At 75.0% G+C, this 17,513-nt stretch carries 13 protein-coding genes; 4 read left to right on the forward strand and 9 right to left on the reverse strand.

All coding sequences use genetic code 11. The features are described 5' to 3' along the window. Nucleotides 1–19 precede the first annotated feature (19 nt). Nucleotides 20–3,379 (forward strand): hypothetical protein, encoded by a 3,360-nt coding sequence (locus ABZ806_RS35645; protein ID WP_500222143.1) that lies wholly within the window; start codon nt 20–22, stop codon nt 3,377–3,379. A gap of 65 nt (nt 3,380–3,444) precedes the next feature. Continuing rightward, nucleotides 3,445–5,121 (forward strand): serine/threonine-protein kinase, encoded by a 1,677-nt coding sequence (locus ABZ806_RS35650; protein ID WP_500222146.1) that lies wholly within the window; start codon nt 3,445–3,447, stop codon nt 5,119–5,121. A gap of 7 nt (nt 5,122–5,128) precedes the next feature. Here the strand turns inward: ABZ806_RS35650 and ABZ806_RS35655 are convergent, their stop codons facing one another. From ABZ806_RS35655 to ABZ806_RS35665, 3 genes are read right to left on the reverse strand one after another with little or no spacing between them, the layout of a single operon-like run. Then, entirely contained in the window at nt 5,129–6,499 is a 1,371-nt protein-coding gene (locus ABZ806_RS35655; protein WP_500222150.1) for an MFS transporter, read from the reverse strand. Beyond that, nucleotides 6,496–7,341 (reverse strand): SDR family NAD(P)-dependent oxidoreductase, encoded by an 846-nt coding sequence (locus tag ABZ806_RS35660; RefSeq protein WP_500222153.1) that lies wholly within the window; start codon nt 7,339–7,341, stop codon nt 6,496–6,498. The genes ABZ806_RS35655 and ABZ806_RS35660 overlap by 4 nt, the downstream gene beginning before the upstream one ends. Then, nucleotides 7,338–8,684, reverse strand: a complete 1,347-nt coding sequence (locus ABZ806_RS35665; protein ID WP_500222154.1) for a flavin-containing monooxygenase — start codon at nt 8,682–8,684, stop codon at nt 7,338–7,340. Before ABZ806_RS35665 ends, ABZ806_RS35660 begins: the two co-directional genes overlap by 4 nt. Before the next feature lie 152 nt (nt 8,685–8,836). Between ABZ806_RS35665 and ABZ806_RS35670 the strand changes: the two genes are divergently transcribed. After that, a complete protein-coding gene (locus ABZ806_RS35670; RefSeq protein ID WP_500222156.1) occupies nt 8,837–9,958 on the forward strand; it encodes a helix-turn-helix domain-containing protein in 1,122 nt (373 codons plus the stop codon). Here the strand turns inward: ABZ806_RS35670 and ABZ806_RS35675 are convergent. The 6 genes from ABZ806_RS35675 to ABZ806_RS35700 all read right to left on the reverse strand — a co-directional run bounded on the left by ABZ806_RS35675 (nt 9,955) and on the right by ABZ806_RS35700 (nt 15,707). After that, nucleotides 9,955–10,743, reverse strand: a complete 789-nt coding sequence (locus ABZ806_RS35675; RefSeq protein ID WP_500222159.1) for an ATP-binding cassette domain-containing protein — start codon at nt 10,741–10,743, stop codon at nt 9,955–9,957. The genes ABZ806_RS35670 and ABZ806_RS35675 overlap by 4 nt on opposite strands. Further along, the gene (locus ABZ806_RS35680) at nt 10,740–11,801 is read right to left on the reverse strand and encodes an ABC transporter permease (protein ID WP_500222162.1); all 1,062 of its coding nucleotides are present in this window, start codon (nt 11,799–11,801) and stop codon (nt 10,740–10,742) included. The genes ABZ806_RS35675 and ABZ806_RS35680 overlap by 4 nt, the downstream gene beginning before the upstream one ends. Next, nucleotides 11,798–12,787 carry a sugar ABC transporter substrate-binding protein gene (locus ABZ806_RS35685; RefSeq protein WP_500222164.1) on the reverse strand — a complete coding sequence of 330 codons (990 nt, stop codon included), beginning with the start codon at nt 12,785–12,787 and terminating at the stop codon, nt 11,798–11,800. Before ABZ806_RS35685 ends, ABZ806_RS35680 begins: the two co-directional genes overlap by 4 nt. A 112-nt stretch (nt 12,788–12,899) precedes the next feature. Next, nucleotides 12,900–13,757 carry a 5-deoxy-glucuronate isomerase gene (iolB, locus tag ABZ806_RS35690; protein ID WP_500222166.1) on the reverse strand — a complete coding sequence of 286 codons (858 nt, stop codon included), beginning with the start codon at nt 13,755–13,757 and terminating at the stop codon, nt 12,900–12,902. Beyond that, complete coding sequence (gene iolC, locus ABZ806_RS35695; protein WP_500222175.1) at nt 13,754–14,668, reverse strand: 5-dehydro-2-deoxygluconokinase; 915 nt, start codon at nt 14,666–14,668, stop codon at nt 13,754–13,756. The genes iolB and iolC overlap by 4 nt, the downstream gene beginning before the upstream one ends. Before the next feature lie 34 nt (nt 14,669–14,702). Then, nucleotides 14,703–15,707 (reverse strand): Gfo/Idh/MocA family protein, encoded by a 1,005-nt coding sequence (locus tag ABZ806_RS35700; protein WP_500222169.1) that lies wholly within the window; start codon nt 15,705–15,707, stop codon nt 14,703–14,705. 222 nt (nt 15,708–15,929) lie between these two features. On the opposite strand from ABZ806_RS35700, the gene ABZ806_RS35705 reads away from it, so the two are divergent. Continuing rightward, complete coding sequence (locus ABZ806_RS35705) at nt 15,930–17,456, forward strand: nitroreductase family deazaflavin-dependent oxidoreductase (protein ID WP_500222171.1); 1,527 nt, start codon at nt 15,930–15,932, stop codon at nt 17,454–17,456. Nucleotides 17,457–17,513 lie beyond the last annotated feature (57 nt).

Here is a 17,513-nt window from a genome sequence, read left to right on the forward strand (position 1 = left end):
ATCCGGAAGGATGCGCGCCATGCGTGCTGATGATCTCCTGGCCGACGTCGAACCGCTGCCGTTCGGGGAGCGCTGCCGCCGGCTGGCGGACCTGCGCCGCGCCGCGGGCACGCCGGAGCTCGCGGCGCTGCTCGGCGACCTGGCGGAGCGCGGCCACTACGAGCGGTCGCTGGCGCTGTTCATCGCCACGGCCGTCCGGGACGAGGCGTCGCTCGCCCACATCGTCCGCGCCGCCGGCGACCCGGACGCGGACATCGCGTGCTCGGCGATCCGGTCGGCCGTCCATTACGCGGACGGCCCGGAGCCGTTCCTCGCGGCCCTCGGCGACGCGCCCGCCGCGATCCGGTCCGCGGTCTACGGCGCCGTGCGGAAGTGGTGGCGCACCGATCTGGCGGACGCCCTCGTCGGGCCGGTCGCCGACCGCTGGGGCGCGGCGGAGGCCGCCGCGCTGCTGCCCGTGTGCGGCACCGGGGCCGCGGCGGAGCGGATCGACGCGGTCGCGGGCGCCGTCCCGAACTGGGCGGCCGTCGGCCGTGCCCATCCCGGCGTGCTGCTGGACCACGCTGAGCGGCGGCTCGCGGACTCCTCCGGCCCGGTCCGCGCGAGCTGGTGGGCCTGGCACGGGCCCGGCGTCGCCGCGGCGGCAGAGCACGACCCGGGGCGCGTGATCGCGCTGCTGGAGCGGTTCCCGGAGGGCCGCGGCCTGCCGATCGCGCTGGAGGCGAAGGCGGGGCTGCTGCTGGACGCCGAACCGGTGCGGATGCTCCGGCTGCTGACCTCCGAGCGGTACCGGGGAACGCTCGGCCGGCTGCTGCGGCGCCGGTCGGTCCGGGACCGGATGGCGAGGCTCGGCGACGACGGCCTGGCACTGGCGGCCCGCGCCGTCCGCGGCGACGGCGGTGCGCTCCGCCTGCTGCTGAAGGCGTTCCCGCCGTCCCGCCGGGAGCGCGTCTTCGAGGCGGCGACGAGCGGCGTCGACCTGTCGGCCGCCGAGCTGGACGAGTCGCTGCTGGACGTCCTGCCGCACGCGGTCCGGATCCGGGAGGCGCGCCGGATGCTGCGGCTGCGCCGGATCGCCGAGACGCCCGCGCGCTACTGGAGCACCACCGCGTTCCTGCCGTACGCGGAGGCGCTGCCGGTCCTCGACGGGCTCATCCGGCGCCCGGACGCCGACGACCGCGCCACCGGATACGCGCTGCTCATCGCCTGCGCGGGCCGCACCCGCGATCCCGGCACGCTGACCACGGCCCTGGAGTCGCTCGGCCGGCTCCGCAACGAGCAGGACCCCGTCCGGTACGCGGCGCTGAACGCCCTGGCGGGCGTCCCGGAGGAGCTGCTGCGCGGCGAGCACGCACCGATCGCCGGGAGGTTCGCGGGCGACGCGCTGGCCGCCCGCGACTGCTCGTACATGACCCGGAACGCGCTCGGGCGGATCGCGGCCGCGTTCTGCAGGCAGGGCGCGGTCCGCGACGACGCCGGCCTGTTCCTGTCCGGGCTGGAGCTGGTCGAGCGGCTGGTCGGCGGCACCGGGACCCTCTACCTCGGACGCCTCGACCGGGTCCTGCGGCACGGCCAGGAGCACCGGCTCGCCGATGCGCTCGCGCCCCACCTCGACGCCGCCGCGCGCCGCGACGACCACCGGCTCGCGCTGCTGCTCGCGCGGGCGCTCGGCCGCCGCGCGCACGGCGTCCCCCGGCTGCAGGACGCGCTGGAGGCGGCCCTCGACGCGCGCGGCGACGCCGTGCTGCGGCAGGCGATCGAGCTGTGGCTCGCACCTCCCGGCGCCCGCGCCGGACGCGTCGAGCGGGTGCTGGCGAAGGACGCGTCGGCCGTCGCCGTCCCGGCCGTCCTCGCCGTGATCGCCCGCGAGCGCACCGACCTGCTGCATCTCGTGCTCACCGGGAGCACCGCGCCGGGACGGTTCCAGCGCGCGGACGTCACCTACGTCCCGCGTGTGGAGGCGTCCTGGATGCGCCGCTGGACGTCCCGGCAGCGCGCCGCCTACCTCGGCCTGCTCGACCGGGTGGCGGGCGACGGCGAGCAGCCGGACGCGGCGCGGGCGAGCGCGGTCGCGGCCATCGGCACCGTCCCGGGCGCGGACGCCGCCCGGCTGCGCCCCTACCTCGGCTCCGCCGACGACGCCCTCCGCTGGGCCGCGCTGACGGCCGCGGCGTGGACGGCGTCGCCGCGGGCAGTCCTGCCCGACCTGCTCGCGCACGCCAGCACCGGCGACGCGCACGTCGCCATGTACGCGATGACCCGCGCGGCCCGGTTCGTCCGTCCCGCGGAGCTGGCGGCGCTGCTCGGCCCGGCCCTCCGCGACGGCAAGATCACCTCTCGCAAGGAGGCGCTGCGCATCCTGCTGGGCAACCGGGTGCCGGGCGCGCTGGACCTGGTCACCGCCGCCTGGGACGACCCCGGCCAGCACCGGGACGTCCGCGCCGCGATCGTCTCGGCGGTCCGCCCGCACCTGGCCGAGGACGCCGCGCGGCGCATCCTCACCGAGGCCGCCGACGGCCCGCGTGACCTCGCCCGGCAGGTGCTCGGCACACCGCCCCGGGCGGTCGGGGAGCGGTTCCGCGGCTTCTACGCCTCGCTCGTCGTGCGGGTGGCGCGCTCGGCCGACGCCGAGGCGCGCGCGGCGGCGCTGCCGGCCGTCCCGCTGTGGGCGCGGTGGGCGCCGGACGCCCCGGCGGCGGTCGCCGCGCTCGTCGGCGACCTCGGCGCGACGAGCGGCTGGCGGCAGGCCCTGGACGCGCTGGTCGGCTGCGCCACGGCGGGCTTCGGCGCGGCGGAGCTCGGCGCGGTCGCGGCCGCGCTGGCCGCCGCCCCCGACGAGCCGAGCGCCGATCCAGAACGGGATCTGCCCGCGTACCAGCGGCTGTCCGCGCTGGTCGAGGCGGTGGCCGACGCGGCGGGCCGGAACCGCGACTCGGCCCGGGACGCCGTCGCCGCGCTGGACGGCCGCCTCCCCGGCGTCCTCGCCTGCGAGCTGGCCGCCGCGACGTTCCGCTGGGATGGGCCCGGCGCCGGCGAGACCCTGGACGCCCTCGCCGGGCGCTGCGCGGGCGGTGCCCTGGCCGTCCGGCGGGTCGCCGAGGCGTTCGTCCCCTGGGCCGGCGGGGACTGGGACGACGACCCCGAGTACGCCGACATCCCCGATGACGCGCCGGACCCCGAGGACGTGCTCCCGCACGCCGAGCGGCTGGCCGCGCGGGGCGACCTCGCCGGCGGCCTGTTCGCCGCCGCGCTCACCGGCGGCCACGCCCCCCGCGCGGGCTGGCCCGCCGGGTGGCGCGCGCTGCTGCGCGTCCTGCGCGCCCATCCCGAACCGGACGTGGCGTTCACCGCGAGAGGCATCATGACGTCGCGGGAATGACAAACCATCCGCCGGCCCGCTGCGTCACACTGGTGGATCTATCAGGTCGGACCCAAGGGGTGCCGGTGGCGGAGTGGCGGGTTTCGGAGTTCGACGAGGTGCGCGAGCTCGGTCGCGGGGCGCAGGGCCGGGTGGCGCTGGCCCGGCACGGCACGTCCGGTACCCCTGTCGCGATCAAGTATCTGCCCGCCGGCGCCGCCCCCGAGGCCAAGGACGCCTTCCGCAACGAGGCCCGGATGCTCGGCCGCGTCGACGACCCGCACGTGGCACGGCTCTACCGGCTCGTGGAGCACGAGGACGGCGCGGCGCTGATCATGGAGGCGGTCGAGGGGGTACCGCTGAAGCGGGTGCTGGCCGAGCACGGCGCGCTCGGCCCCGAGGCGGCGCTGCTGGTGCTGAAGGGCTCGCTGCGCGGGCTGGCCGCCGCGCACGCCGCCGGGGTCGTGCACCGCGACTACAAGCCCGCCAACGTCGTCGTCCGCGCGGACGGCCTCAGCAAGCTCATCGACTTCGGCATCGCCGTGTGGACGGGTGAGGGCGGCCGGTCGGGCACCCCCGTCTATATGGCGCCCGAGCAGTGGCGCGGCGAACCCGCCACCGCGGCCACCGACGTCTACGCCGCCACCTGCGTCTTCTACGAGTGCGTCACCGGTGAGCGGCCCTACCGTGCGGACGACCAGCTCGCGCTGATGGGGCTGCACGCCACCGCGCCGATCCCGGCGGAGAACGTTCCGGAACCGCTGCGCACGCTCGTCCTCCAGGGGATGTCCAAGGAACCCGCCTACCGCCCGCCGAGCGCGGCGCACTTCGTCGGCGAACTCGACCGCATCGCCGTCCAGGCGTACGGCCCCGGCTGGGAGCAGCGCGCCGTGCGCACCCTGGCCCTCGCGGCCGTCGCGTTCGCCGCGCTGTTCCCCCTCGCCGCCGCCGGCCTGGTCCCCGCCGGAGCCGGCGCCGGAGCCGGAGCCGCGGCGGCGGGCGCCGGCACGGCCGCGGGCACGAGCGGCACGGCGGGGGGCTCGGGCGGGTTCCTGTCCGCGGTCGGCGGTAAGGCGGGTGTCGCGATCGCGGGCGCCGCCGTCGCCGGCACCGCCGCCGCCGGTGTCGGCGTCTACGCCGCGACCCGTCCCGACAGCGACAAGTTCGCCGTCGCGAGCACGCCGTCGCCGTCCGGGCAGCGGATGTCGTTCGGCGGGTTCTCGGTCACGGTCCCGGCGGAGTGGCGGCGCACCGAGTTGACGGACCTGCCGGGCGACCCCCGGGGCAACTACTGGGTGGGCACCCCCGGCGCGTGCTCCCCGCAGACGCAGGGCGCCACCCCGCCCGGGGGACGGGACGCCCGGGTCTACCAGAACAACTGCCCGGGATTCCTGGTGATCAGCGAGCCGTGGCACAACGACGCGACGACGGGCTGGCGCGGGTTCGCCCTGACCGGCCCCTGGGGGCCGGAGACCGAGGCGTTCCGCGCCTGCCCGCGCCGGGGCGACCTCAACGGCATCGGCACCGAGGCCGACCGGGAGAAGCCCGCCCGCACCGGGACCGCCGCCGTCGGGACGCGGCGGGCGCAGTACCGCGAATGGCGCCTCAACTGCGTCTTCTGGAGCGGCGCCCGGCAGTTCCAGCCCGCCGGCGTGACCTACGTCCAGCGGTACTGGTACCTGGCGGAGCCGAGGCTCCTCGTCCTGGACGAGTGGAACACCCCCGGCCTCGACACGATCCTGGCGAAGGCGACGTGGGCCTGATGGGCGGCTACCCGGCCGACGCGGGCGCGCGGTCGAGGGAGAAGCGGGCCTGGAACGCCACGGCGACCGCCATCAGCGCGGCGGGGACGACGGTGACGCCGATGAGGATCGCCAGCAGCGCCGTGTCCGACTGCGCGATGGCGTGGCCGTCGGTGGTGGAGACGAAACCGCCGATGGCGAGGGCGGCGGAGTACACGTACGGGCCGATGGCCGTGCCGGTCGCGTCGGTCGCCGTCCACACTCCGGTGTAGGCGCCCGCGCGCGCCGTGCCGCGCGACTCGGCGGCGGCCACCACGTCCGGGACGAGGGAGAACGCGAAGAGCTGGAGGCCGGCGAAGGCGGTGCCCAGCACGGCGATCACCGCGGCGGTCGCGGGCAGGCCCACGGCGTCGCCGGGCCACAGGGCGAGCGGCCCGAGGACGAACGCGCCCTGGCACATCAGCAGGGCGCGCTGCTTGCCGGTCCGCTGCGACACCTTCTTCCAGACGGGCCCCGCGATCGCGGCGGGGACGAGGAAGGCGCCCATGAGCACCGCCGTCAGGCCCTCGTCGTCCAGCATGTACTCGGTGTAGAAGGGCACCGCGGCGAGGAACAGGTGCGTCGTGACGCTCGTGAACAGGTAGGAGAGCGCGAGGGTGCGGAAGTCCCGGTCCCGCCAGGCGATCTTGACGTCGGCGAGGGCGGACGCGCCGACCACGGGGTCGCCGTGCCCGTCGGGGACCCGGAAGCCGCAGCGGTCGGTGAGCCGCCGGACGAAGACGATCGCGACCACGCCGGTGACGACGAGCACGCCGGCGAGCAGCACCGACATCCGCGCGTAGGCGGCGCGCTCCCCCGACGACACCAGCGCCGGTGCCGCGACCCCGGCGCCGAGCAGGCCCACGGTGAGCAGCAGCATGCGGTACATGAACACGCGGGTGCGCTCGTGGTAGCCGATCCGCAGGTCGGACGGCGTCGTCAGGTACGGCACCTGGAAGCACGCGTACAGGACGTTCCCGGCGATGTAGAAGGCGCCGACCCACAGCGCCGCCGACCATCCGGAGACGCCGGACGGCACCGAGAACAGCCCGATCCAGGCGAACGCCAGCAGCAGCCCCCAGCGCAGCATGCCGCGCCGGTGCCCGCTGCGGCGCGCCTGCCGGTCCGAGAGCGTCCCGAACAGCGGATGCGCGACCGCGTCGATGATCTTCGGCAGCAGCAGCGTGAGCCCGGCGAGGAACGGCGAGACCCCGAGCGTGTGCGTCATGAAGTACAGGAGCAGCAGGCCGGGGACGGTGACCCACACGCCCATGCCGAGCGAGCCGGCGGCGTAGCCGGTGAGGTCGAGGGCGCGCGGCCGGGTCCCGGTGCCGGGCCGCGTCGACTCGGCGGTGCTCACCCGCGCCCCGCGTGGCGGCGCACGGCGCCGGCGGCGAGGTCGGCGCCCGCGAAGGCGCCCGAGCGGACGCGCGCGGCGAACGTGCGGGCGACGATCCGGTCGGTCAGCGCGGGCAGGTGCCGGGCGAGGAAGAACTCGGCGGCGCCGCGCCGGGTCGTCGTCACGTCCCGGCGGGGGCGGCGGGACAGGGCGGCGAACAGGACCGCGTCCACGACCCCGTCGAGCGGCTCGTAGCGGCTCATCCCCTCCAGGGAGAGCCCGGCCGCCGCGGTCGAGTCGTGGATCGGACTGCGCACCGCCGACGGGTACACGCAGGTCACGCCGACGTGGGTGCCGATCTCCATGCGCAGCGCGTCCGCGTACGCGACGAGCGCCCGTTTGGACGCGCCGTAGGCGGCGGCCAGCGGCAGCTGCATGACGGCCATCCGGGACGACAGCATCACGACCCGGCCCCGCGACCCGACCAGGGCGTCCGCGCACGCCGACGTCACCCGCCAGGCGCCGAGCAGGTTGATGTCGAGCTGGCGGCGCACCTCGTCGCCGGGCGGCAGCTCGGCCGGGGCGGGGCCGCCGATCCCGGCGTTGTTGATCAGCAGGTCGAGGCCGCCGAGCCGCTCGACCGCCGCCGCGACGGCGGCCGGGACGGCGTCGTCGTCGGTGAGGTCGCAGGCGATGACGTCGATCGGGTCGTCCGGCCGGGGCGCGACGTCCAGGCCGACGACGCGGGCGCCTAGGCCGGTCAGCCGGGTGCCGATCGCGCGGCCGAACGTCCCGGACGCGCCGGTGACGATCACCCGCATGCCGCGTGGGTCGCGGCCGCCGGACGGGCGGGAGGTCTTCACGCCGCGGTCTCCTCTCGGTGTGCCGGGGTGAACGGCGGGGCGGCGCCCCGCGCGAGCCGGGTCCGGCCCGCCGCCAGCTCGCGGGGCAGATCCGCAACATACTGGTCGAAGTCGACGCGCATCATGGGGCGCCGGTCGCCCCACCGCGCGGTCGCGGCGCGCAGCGCGCGGGCGACCGACCGCCGCCGCTCCGCCGGGGGCGGCAGCGCGTAGCCGCCGGAGAGGTAGGCCGCCGCGAGCTTGGCCTGGGCCTCCACGATCGGCAGCGCCGCTCCCGTCGACTGCATCAGCCCGGTGAAGGCCAGGCTCGGGTCGTCCAGGTGGAAGACGCGCTTGAACAGCGGGAGCCGCTCGGGGTCGTCGCCCACCAGATCCCGCGACAGGAACGGGATGCCGACCCGGTAGCCGGTGGCCCAGACGACGAGGTCGACGGGATCGGCGGTGCCGTCGCCGAACACGACCTCGCCGCCGTCGAAGCGGTCGATGCCGGGCCGTGCCACGACCTCGCCGTGGGTCAGCCGGTGCAGGATCGTGTCGCTGATCGTCGGGTGGTTCTGGAACAGGCCGCCGGACGGCGCGGGCAGGCCGTAGTCCTGCGGGCGGCCGACGGCGAGCCGCAGCATGGTCTCCGCGACGCGCTGCCTGATCCGCCACGGCAGCGCGGCGAGGGCGCCGCCGGTCGCGTCGGACGGCCGTCCGAACAGGTACTTCGGGACGATGTGGACGCCGCGCCGCGCCGACAGCAGCACCGGGCCGCGCGCGACGTGGGAGGCGTCCACGGCGATGTCCATGGCCGAGTTTCCCATGCCGACGACGAGGACCCGCTTCCCGCGGAAGACCTCGGCGTCGCGGTAGGCGTGCGCGTGCATCTGCGCGCCCGCGAACTCGCCGGGCGGCGCGGGGTCGGGCCACCGCGGATCCCAGTTGTGGCCGCTCGCGACCACGACGGCGTCGTAGCGTTCGGCGTCGCCGGACTCGGTGGTCACCGTCCACCGGCCGTCCTCCCGCTCCACCGACGCCACCGGGCTGCCGAAGCGGATGTGCGGGACGACGCCGAAGCGCTCCGCGTAGTCGGCCAGGTATCCGGCGACCATGTCGGCGGACGGGTAGTCGGGCCAGTGCCGGGGCATCGGGAAGTCGGCGAACTCGGTGCGCCCCTTGCTGGTGTTGAGGTGCAGGGACGCGTAGGCGGGCGACTGCCCGCTCCCCCGCGCCCACAGCCCGCCGGGGCGGTCGCCCCGCTCGTACAGCACGGCCTCCACGCCCGCGTCGCGCAGGGCCTTGCCTGCGGTGAGGCCGGCGGGCCCGGCGCCGATCACGGCGACACGGCGGGCAGAGGTCATGGGCGCGCTCCCGGAGCGGTATCGGTCCGCAAGTGCGGCCTTGCGGAGGTCGGTTTTGTGGTGGCCTCCAACCTTAAGGACCGCCGTGGCCCGCGAACATGGAGGAGACCACGCGTTTGGCGGCCGGGGTTGTGGTGCGCCACAATCCGGCCATGGAGCAGAGCGACGCCGGCTGGACACCGCTGATCGACCTCATCGAGCGGATCTCCGGCGAGGAGGACCTGCTGCCGTCCGTGGTCGCCGGGGTGACCTCCCTCGTGCGGGAGATGTCCGTCCTGCCGCCCGCCGACATCGCCGGGCACACCCGCGCGCTGCTCGCCGCGGCGACCCGCGCGATCGCGGCGCGGCGCGGGCCGACCGAGGGCGAGTTGGCGTTCGTCGCGGAGCTCGGCGTGACCCGCGCGCGGCAGGGCGTGCCGGTCGAGGCGGTGCTGAGCGCGATCCACGTCGCCGAGCGCGCGATCTGGTCGCGGGTCCGGGAGCTCGCCGCCGCCGAGGGCGTCGGGGACGCGCTGCTGCTGGACGCGCGGGAGCTCTACGACGACTGGGCCGAGGCCGTCCGGACCCGGCTGATCCGGGCGCACCGGGAGGCGCGGCGGGCGGCCGGCGCCGGGCCGGAGCGCGAGGAGCGGGACGCGGCGCTGCTGCGCCGCCTGCTCGACGGCGGCTCGGCCGCCGCGCTCGCCGCCGCCGAGGCGGGCCTGCCGCCCGGCGGCGCGCTGTGGGTGCTGGCCGCCCGCCCGGCCGGCCCGGGCCGGGGGCCGCTGCCGCCGGTCCGGCCGCCGGCGCTGTCCGCGCTGCTGGACGGCCTGCTGTTCGCGGTGGCGGCCCGCCCGCCGGTGTCGCCCGGCGGCGCGGCGGCGGGGCTCGCCGGGCCGGCCGAGGCGGAGAACCTGGCCGCCGCGCGCCGCCTCGCGGTGTCCGCGCTCGCCGCCGCCGAGGCGACCGGGCGGGCCGGCGTGGTGCACGTCGCCGAGGTCGCCGTCGTCGCGGCGGCGGCCGACCGGACCGACCTCACCTCGATCCTGCTGGACCGCTACCGCGCGGCCCGCGCCGAACTCGGCGCCGGCGCCGGGCCGGTCGCCCGCGCGGTGTGCGCCTGGCTGGAGGAGGGCCGCGACGTCACCGCGGCCGCCGGGCGCCTGTTCGTGCACCCGAACACGGTGCGGAACAGGGTCCAGCGGTTCACCGAGGTCACCGGCGTCGACGCGTCCGACACGTTCGGCGGCGTCAACGCCTGGTGGCTCTGCCGCGCCTGGCTCGCCCCGGCCTAGCTCTCGGGCGGGGACGCGGCGGCGTCCAGTTCGTGGGCGAGTTCCTCCAGCTCGCTGCCGCCCGCCATGAGGCCGGTCAGCTCCTCGCGGGTGATCTCGTCCTTGGTGTGGTAGCCGATGCTCTGGCCCCGCTTCAGGATCAGGAAGCGGTTCCCGACCGGGTAGGCGTGGTGCGGGTTGTGGGTGATGAAGATGACCGCGAGGCCCCGCTCCCGCGCCTGGACGACGTAGCGCAGCACCACCCCGGCCTGCTTCACGCCGAGCGCGGCGGTGGGCTCGTCCAGGACGAGGGCCTTGGCGCCGAAGTGGACGGCGCGGGCGATCGCCACGCACTGGCGCTCGCCGCCCGAGAGCGTCCCGATGGGCTGGTCGACGTCGCGCAGGTCGATGCCCATCGCGGCCATCTCCCCCTGGGTCGTCTTCCGCATGTGGTCGATGTCCATGCGGCCGAATCCCTTGCGCTTCTCCGAGCCGAGGAAGAAGTTCCGCCAGACCGGCATCAGCGGGACGACCGCGAGGTCCTGGTAGACCGTGGCGATGCCGCGGTCGAGCGCCTCGCGGGGCGAGCCGAAGGCGACCTCCTCGCCGTTGACCGCGTACGTGCCGGTGTCGTGGCGGTGCAGGCCGGCGACCACCTTGATGAGGGTGGACTTGCCCGCCCCGTTGTCGCCGAGCACGCACGTGACCTCGCCGGCGGACGCCTCCAGATCCACGTCCCGCAGCGCGATGATGTTGCCGTAGTTCTTGCCGACGCCCTTGAGGCGGATGAGCGGGGTATCCGTCATGACGACCGCTCCACTCTGCGCCGCACGATCAGGTTGACCACGGTCGCGATCAGCAGCATCGCGCCGAGGAAGAACCGGAACCAGTCGGGGTTCCACTCCGCGTACACGATGCCCTTGTTCGTCATGCCGAAGATGAACGCGCCGATGGCCGCGCCGATCGCCGACCCGTAGCCGCCGGTCAGCAGGCAGCCGCCGATGACCGCGCAGATGATGTACAGGAACTCGTTGCCGACGCCCTCGCCGGACTGGATCGTCGCGAACGCGAACACCAGGTGCATCCCGGAGAACCAGGCGCAGAACGCGACGCCCATGAACAGGCCGATCTTGACGCGGGCGACCGGGACGCCGACCGCGCGGGCGCTGTCCGCGGAGCCGCCCACCGCGAAGATCCAGTTGCCGACGCGGGTGCGCAGCAGGATCCAGGTCGCGATCGCCGTGAACAGCAGCCACCAGAACACGGTGATCTTCACGTTGACGCCGAGGACGTCGACGTCGGAGGCGAACACCGAGCGGGCCCCGGCGAAGCCGTCCATGTCGCGGACGGAGTCGCTCGCGACGTTGCCGGTGAGCGCCTTCGTCACGCCGAGGTTCAGCCCGGCGAGCATGAAGAACGTGGCGAGCGTGATGATGAAGCTCGGCAGCCGCGTCTTCACGTAGAGGATGCCGTTGACCATGCCGAGCGCCAGTGTCAGCACGAGCGAGATCGCCACGCCCGCCCACACGTTCAGCGTGAGCTGGTAGGAGGTCAACGCCGCGATCAGCGCCGACGACGTCACCATCACCCCGGCGGACAGGTCGAACTCGCCGCCGATCATCAGCAGCGACACGCCGACCGCCATGATCCCGAACGTGGAACTGGCGTACAGCACGGTCGAGAACGACCCGGCGCGCAGGAACGCGTCCGCGACGATCGAGAAGAACACGAACAGCGCGACCGCGCCGAGCAGCGCGCCCAGCTCCGGGCGGCCCAGCAGCCGCCGCAGCGGCGACTGCCGGGCCAGGCGCTCGTCCGAGCCGGGATCGGCCACCGGGGGCGGCTCGGCCACGGCTCGCGTCACCGCGTCCCCCGGTTCGCGAACGCCTCCAGCTCACCCGCGTTCGCCTTGGTGACGATCGCCGGGCCGGTCAGCACCGGGCGCCCGCCGCCGAGGACGTTGCCGTTGTTCCGCAGCAGCCACAGCTGGTCGACGGCCTCGTAGCCCTGCAGATAGGGCTGCTGGTCGACGGCGAACTCGATCGACCCCGCCTTGAGCGAGGCGATGAGGTCCTTGTTCAGGTCGAACGTGCCGATCTTGGCCTTGCTGCCGGTCTCCTTGACGGAGTCGACGGCGGTCGCGGCGAACGGGGCGCCGAGCGTCAGGATCCCGTCGATGTCCTTGTCGGACTGGAGCTTGGCCGTGATGGACGACTTGACGTCCGGCATGTTCGTGCCCTGGACGAACAGGTTCTCCAGGTCGCCGCCGAACGTCTTCTTCGCGCCGGCGCAGCGGGCCTCCAGGCCGACGTTGCCCTGCTCGTGGACGACGCACAGCGCCTTCTTCGCGCCGATCTTCCCGAGCTCGGTGCCGGCCGCCTCGCCGGCGATCGACTCGTCCTGCCCGAAGTGGGCGACCGCGCCGAGCTTCGCCGAGTCCTCGGCGCCGGAGTTGATCGACACGACCGGGATCTTCGCGGCGGTGGCGCGGGCCAGCACGTCCTTCATCGCGTCCGGCTTGGCGAGCGTGACGATGATGCCGTCGACCTTCTTGTCGATCGCGGCCTGGACGAGCTGGGCCTGCTTGCCGCCGTCCGGGTCGGCCGAGTACAGGAACTCGGCGTTGTCCTTGGCGGCGGCGGCCTTGGCGCCCTTCTGCACGATGTCCCAGAAGGTGTCGCCGGCTCCCGAGTGGGTCACCATCGCGATCTTCAGCCGGGGTCCGGCGCCCTCGGGCGCCTCCTCGGACTTCTTCCCGCCCGAACTGCTGCAGGCGCTCAGCGCCAGCAGCCCCGCGGCGGCCAGCACCGCGAGGCCCCTGGACGACCCGCGCGCGAAAACGCCTCTCATCGATTGATCTCCGTTTCTCCCCACATGGCCGTTCTGAGGAGTTGACCATAGATGGCCGCGGCGCGGGCGTCGATCAAGCTCACAATTCGGCACCGGACGGCTCCCGGGCGCGTCAGGGGCGGCCGTCCGCCGAGGTCAGCGGGAGGCGGGGGTCGACCTCCTGGCCCGCCCAGCTCCCGCGGATCCACGCGTGCGCCGGATCGTCGCAGATGTGCCAGGCCCGCTCCGGAGACGGCCCGGCCATCACGTTCAGGTAGTACAGGTCGTGGCCGGGCGGCGCCATCGACGGGCCGTGCCAGCCGTGCGGGATCAGCACGGCGTCCCCGCTGCGGACCTCGGCGAGCACGTCGATGGGACGTCCCGGCGAGCCGTAGACGCGCTGGTAGCCCATGCCGTCCCGGGCGACCTCGAAGTAGTAGATCTCCTCCAGCACCGACTCCCCCGGCCGGTCCTCGTCGTGCTTGTGCGGCGGGAACGACGACCAGCAGCCGCCCGGCGTGAGCACCTCGCAGGCGATCAGCTTCTCGGCGAACGGGAACCCCTCGGGCGTCCCGAAGTTGTTGACCTGGCGGCTCGCCGACCCGGCCCCGCGCAGCTCCACCGGCACCTTCTCCGCGGGCCCGTAGCGCGCCTCCAGGCGCGTCTCGCAGCGGGCCCCGGCGAGCGCGAACCGGCCGTGTCCCCGCACGGTGACCCGCGCGTCGCGCGGGACGTAGGCGAAGTCGCTGACCCGGCTGAACACGTCGTCGCGCCCCGCCAGCTCGAACCGCGAGCCGTCGCACTCGACGACGCACGATCCGGCCAGCGGCAGCACGATCGTCTCGAACCCGCCGGTGCCGAAGGTGTGCTCGCCGCCGTCCGGCAGGTCGAGGACGCGCAGCGACGAGTGCGTCCAGCCGGCCGACTCGGGCGTGACGACGAGCCCGTAGGGCCCGTCCCCGGCTGTGCCGTCGGGCAGGTGGTACTTCATCCGGTCTCCTTGAGGAGTGCTTCGACTTCGTCCTGTGCGGGCATCGCGTCGGAGCAGGCGAGGCGGGACGCGACGATCGCCCCCGCCGCGCCCGCGAACCCGATGAGGCGCCGCAGATCCCAGCCCGCGAGGAGGCCGTGGCAGATCGCGCCGCCGAACGCGTCGCCCGCGCCGAGGCCGTTCACGACGTCGACCTCGGCCGGCGGCACCCGCACCGTCTCGCCGGCCGTCGCCGCGAGGACGCCGTCCGGGCCCATCTTCACGATGGCGAGTTCGGGGCCGCGTTCGAGGATCGCGCGGGCGGCGGCCTCCGGTTCCCTCTCCCCTACCGCGACCTCGCATTCGTCCAGGTTGCCCACGGCGACCTTGGCGTTCTCCAGGGCGAGGCCGGCCCAGTGCGGCGCCTCCCCCGGGTCGTCCCAGAGCATCGGCCTGTAGTCGAGGTCGATGACGGTCTGCCCGGGGTGCTCGGCGAGCGCGGCCAAGGTCGCCGCACGGCTCGGCTCCTGGGACAGGCCCGTGACGGTGGCCCACACGATGCGGGCCTCCCGGATCGCCTCCAGGTCCAGTTCCGCTGGACGGATCTCCAGGTCGGGGGCCTTCGGGTAGCGGTAGAAGTACAGCGGGAAATCGTCCGGCGGGAAGATCTCGCAGAAGGCCAGCGGCGTCGGCAGGCCGGGGACGGACGTGACGTACCGGTCGTCCACGCCGTACCTCTGGAGCGCCTTGTGCACGAACCGCCCGAACGGGTCGTCGCCGGTGCGGGTGATGACCGCGGCGCGGCGGCCGTACCTGGCCGCCGCCACCGCGACGTTGGTGGGACTGCCGCCGAGGTACTTGCCGAACGACTCGACGTCCTCCAGCGGGACGCCGACCTGGTGCGGATAGACGTCGACGCTCACCCGCCCCATCGTGATGAGGTCGAAGCTCACCCGCGCACCCCGTTCATCGGCGGACCTCGTCGGTGCCGACCATCCGGCCCTCGCGCATGGACAGCTCGCACGCCTCGGCGAGGTAGAACGCCTCCAGGGCGTCCTCGGGCGGGCACGGGTTGGCGCGGCGGCCCGCCACCAGGTCCGTGAACGCCCGGATCTCCGCGTCGTAGGCGTCGGAGAAGCGCTCCATGAAGCCGCTGTAGGCGGGCTTCGGCTCCGCGTCGAGCTCGGGCAGCGGCGTCGCGGGGGTCCGGTCGTCCATGCCGGTGACGACGCTGTCCTTGGAGCCGAACAGCTCCAGCCGCGCGTCGTAGCCGGCGGCGTTGTAGCGGGTCGCGGAGACGACGCCGAGCGTCCCGTCGTCCAGGACCAGCAGCGCGGAGCCGGTGTCGATGTCGCCGCACTCGCGGAAGAAGTCCTCGCCGCGGTTGCCGCCGGCGGCCATCACGCGGACGACCTCGCGCCCCGTGACGAACCGGATGAGGTCGAGGTCGTGGATCACGCAGTCGCGGAAGAGCCCGCCGGACGACGGGACGTACTCGGCGGGCGGCGGCGACGGGTCGAAGCTGCTCGACCGGACGGTGTGCAGCCAGCCGAGCCGCCCGGACGCGAGCGCCTCGCGGGCCGCCGCGTTCCCGGCGTCGAACCGGCGCTGGAAGCCGACCTGCACCGGGACGCCCGCGGCGGCCGCCGCGCGGACGGCTTGGAACGTTCCAGCAACGTCCGAGGCGAGCGGCTTCTCGCAGAAGACGGGAATTCGCGCGGCCATGGCCCGCTCGACCAGGGCCGCGTGCGCGTCGGTGGCCGCCGCGACGACCAGCCCGTCCAGGCCGGCGTCGAACAGCTCGGCGACGGTGCCGAGCGCCCGCGCCCGCGACGGGAGGCGGGCGGCGAGATCGCGCGCGCGGGCGGCGTCCGCGTCGGCGATGGCCAGGGCGTCCACCTCGGGCAGTGCGCAGAGAGCGGCGGCGTGGCGTGCACCGATGCGCCCCGCGCCGGCCAGTCCGATCCTCATCGATCCCCTCCCGGTCGGCGGTCAGGTGAGCCATGAGTGTGACTGGACCGTTCCACGCACGTCAATGGCGTCCTGTCCCGCCACCGGTAATCAAGGTGACCGAAATAGCCGGGGCTACGCTGGGTGGCCGGTGGGCGGCGGTGCGATACAAGTGCGGGACCGGTGCGGGGCCGGAGCCGCCCGGACTGTCCCGCACCTACGACCAAGCGCTAGTTTTGCCCCATGCGGATCTTCGTCACCGGCGCCTCGGGGTTCGTCGGGTCCCACACCGTCCGGGCGCTGCTCGCCGCCGGGCACCGGCCGCGCGCCCTGGTCCGCGACCCCGGCAAGGCGGCCAGGGTGCTGGCGTCCGTCGGCGTCGCCGCCGCGGACGTGGAGCTGGTCAAGGGCGACATGCTGGACGAGGGCGCCGTGTCCGCGGCGCTCGCCGGCTGCGACGCGGCCGTCCACACCGCCGCCGCCATCGACGTGACCGGCGGCGACCGCGACCTGATCGAGGTGAACGTCCGGGGCACGCGCAACGTGGTCGGCGGCGCCGTCGAGCACGGGCTCGACCCGGTGATCCACGTGTCCACCATCGCGGTGTTCGTCCCGCCGTCCGGCCGGGTCATCACCGCGAACGACTCCCTGGCCAGCCCGCGCACCGACTACGGCAAGTCGAAGCTGGCGGCCGAGCGCTACGTGCGCGGCCTGCAGGCGGACGGCGCGCCGGTCACCATCGTCTACCCGGGCGGCGTGTGCGGGCCGGACCAGCCCACGCTGGACGCGCTGATGGAGGGGCTCGCCGCGGCGCTCGGCAAGGTGTGGCCGCTGCCCGGCGGCGGTGTCTCGGTCATCGACGTCCGCGACCTCGGCGAGGCGTTGGCACGTTCCGTCGAGGCCCGGCAGGGGCCGAGCCGCTGGGTGCTCGGCGGCCACTACCTGACCTGGCCGCAGTACGCCGACCTGTGCGACCGCCTCACCGGCGTGCGGTGCCGCCGTGTCCGCGTCCCGTCCCGCCTCATGCTCGGGCTGGGGTCGGCGCTGGACGCGGCCAAGCGCGTCCGCGGCTTCGACTACCCGCTCACCCGCGACGCCGCCGAGTTCATGGTCACGCTCGTCCCGACCGACGACCGCCCCATCCTGGACGCGCTCGGCCTCACGCTGCGCCCCGTCGAGGAGACCGTCGCCGACGGGCTGCGGTGGCTGGCCCGGGCGGGCCACCTGAACCCGCGCCGGGCCGGCCGGCTCGCCACCGAGGAGAAACCAGTGCCGACTCTCATCCAGCGCACGTTCGGGCCGGTCTTCCACCGGGTCTCGGGTGCCGCGTGGTTCGCCAAGGTGGGGCCCAGGGTCGTCCCGCCGATCGACCGGACGCTGCACAGGGTGACCGGCGGGAGGCTTCTGCTCGGCCAGCTGCTCGTGCCGAGCCTCGTCCTGACCACCACCGGCGCGGTGAGCGGCCTGGCCCGGCAGACCCCGCTGGCGTGCCTGCCCGACCCGGCCGGCGGCTGGTACGTCGTCGGCTCCAACTTCGGCCGCGAGAAGCACCCGGCCTGGACCGGCAACCTCATGAAGACCCCGGACGCCGAGGTCAGTTTCCGGGGCCGCAGGACCCCGGTCACCGCCCACCTCCTGGACGACCGGGAGCGCAAGGAGATCTGGCCCCGCCTCACCGCCGTCTGGCCCGTCTACGACAGCTACGTGGAACGCGCCCACCGCGAACTGAGGGTCTTCCACCTGACCCCCCAGCCCCGCCCCCCGCGTTGACCTGCGGCGTGTTGTTGTTTTCCGGCCGCTCATAACAACAACACGCCGCAGGTCAAC

The sequence above is a fragment of the Spirillospora sp. NPDC047418 genome, from assembly GCF_040643275.1.
Taxonomy (GTDB): domain Bacteria; phylum Actinomycetota; class Actinomycetes; order Streptosporangiales; family Streptosporangiaceae; genus Spirillospora.

What these genes read in the sequence shown, in the direction of transcription:
- ABZ806_RS35645 (WP_500222143.1), top strand. Translation starts at nt 20, where the DNA reads ATGCGTGCTGATGATCTCCTGGCCGACGTCGAACCGCTGCCGTTCGGG.
- ABZ806_RS35665 (WP_500222154.1), bottom strand. Translation starts at nt 8,684, where the DNA reads ATGACCTCTGCCCGCCGTGTCGCCGTGATCGGCGCCGGGCCCGCCGGC.
- ABZ806_RS35670 (WP_500222156.1), top strand. Translation starts at nt 8,837, where the DNA reads ATGGAGCAGAGCGACGCCGGCTGGACACCGCTGATCGACCTCATCGAG.
- ABZ806_RS35675 (WP_500222159.1), bottom strand. Translation starts at nt 10,743, where the DNA reads ATGACGGATACCCCGCTCATCCGCCTCAAGGGCGTCGGCAAGAACTAC.
- ABZ806_RS35685 (WP_500222164.1), bottom strand. Translation starts at nt 12,787, where the DNA reads ATGAGAGGCGTTTTCGCGCGCGGGTCGTCCAGGGGCCTCGCGGTGCTG.
- iolB (WP_500222166.1), bottom strand. Translation starts at nt 13,757, where the DNA reads ATGAAGTACCACCTGCCCGACGGCACAGCCGGGGACGGGCCCTACGGG.
- iolC (WP_500222175.1), bottom strand. Translation starts at nt 14,668, where the DNA reads ATGGGGCGGGTGAGCGTCGACGTCTATCCGCACCAGGTCGGCGTCCCG.
- ABZ806_RS35700 (WP_500222169.1), bottom strand. Translation starts at nt 15,707, where the DNA reads ATGAGGATCGGACTGGCCGGCGCGGGGCGCATCGGTGCACGCCACGCC.
- ABZ806_RS35705 (WP_500222171.1), top strand. Translation starts at nt 15,930, where the DNA reads ATGCGGATCTTCGTCACCGGCGCCTCGGGGTTCGTCGGGTCCCACACC.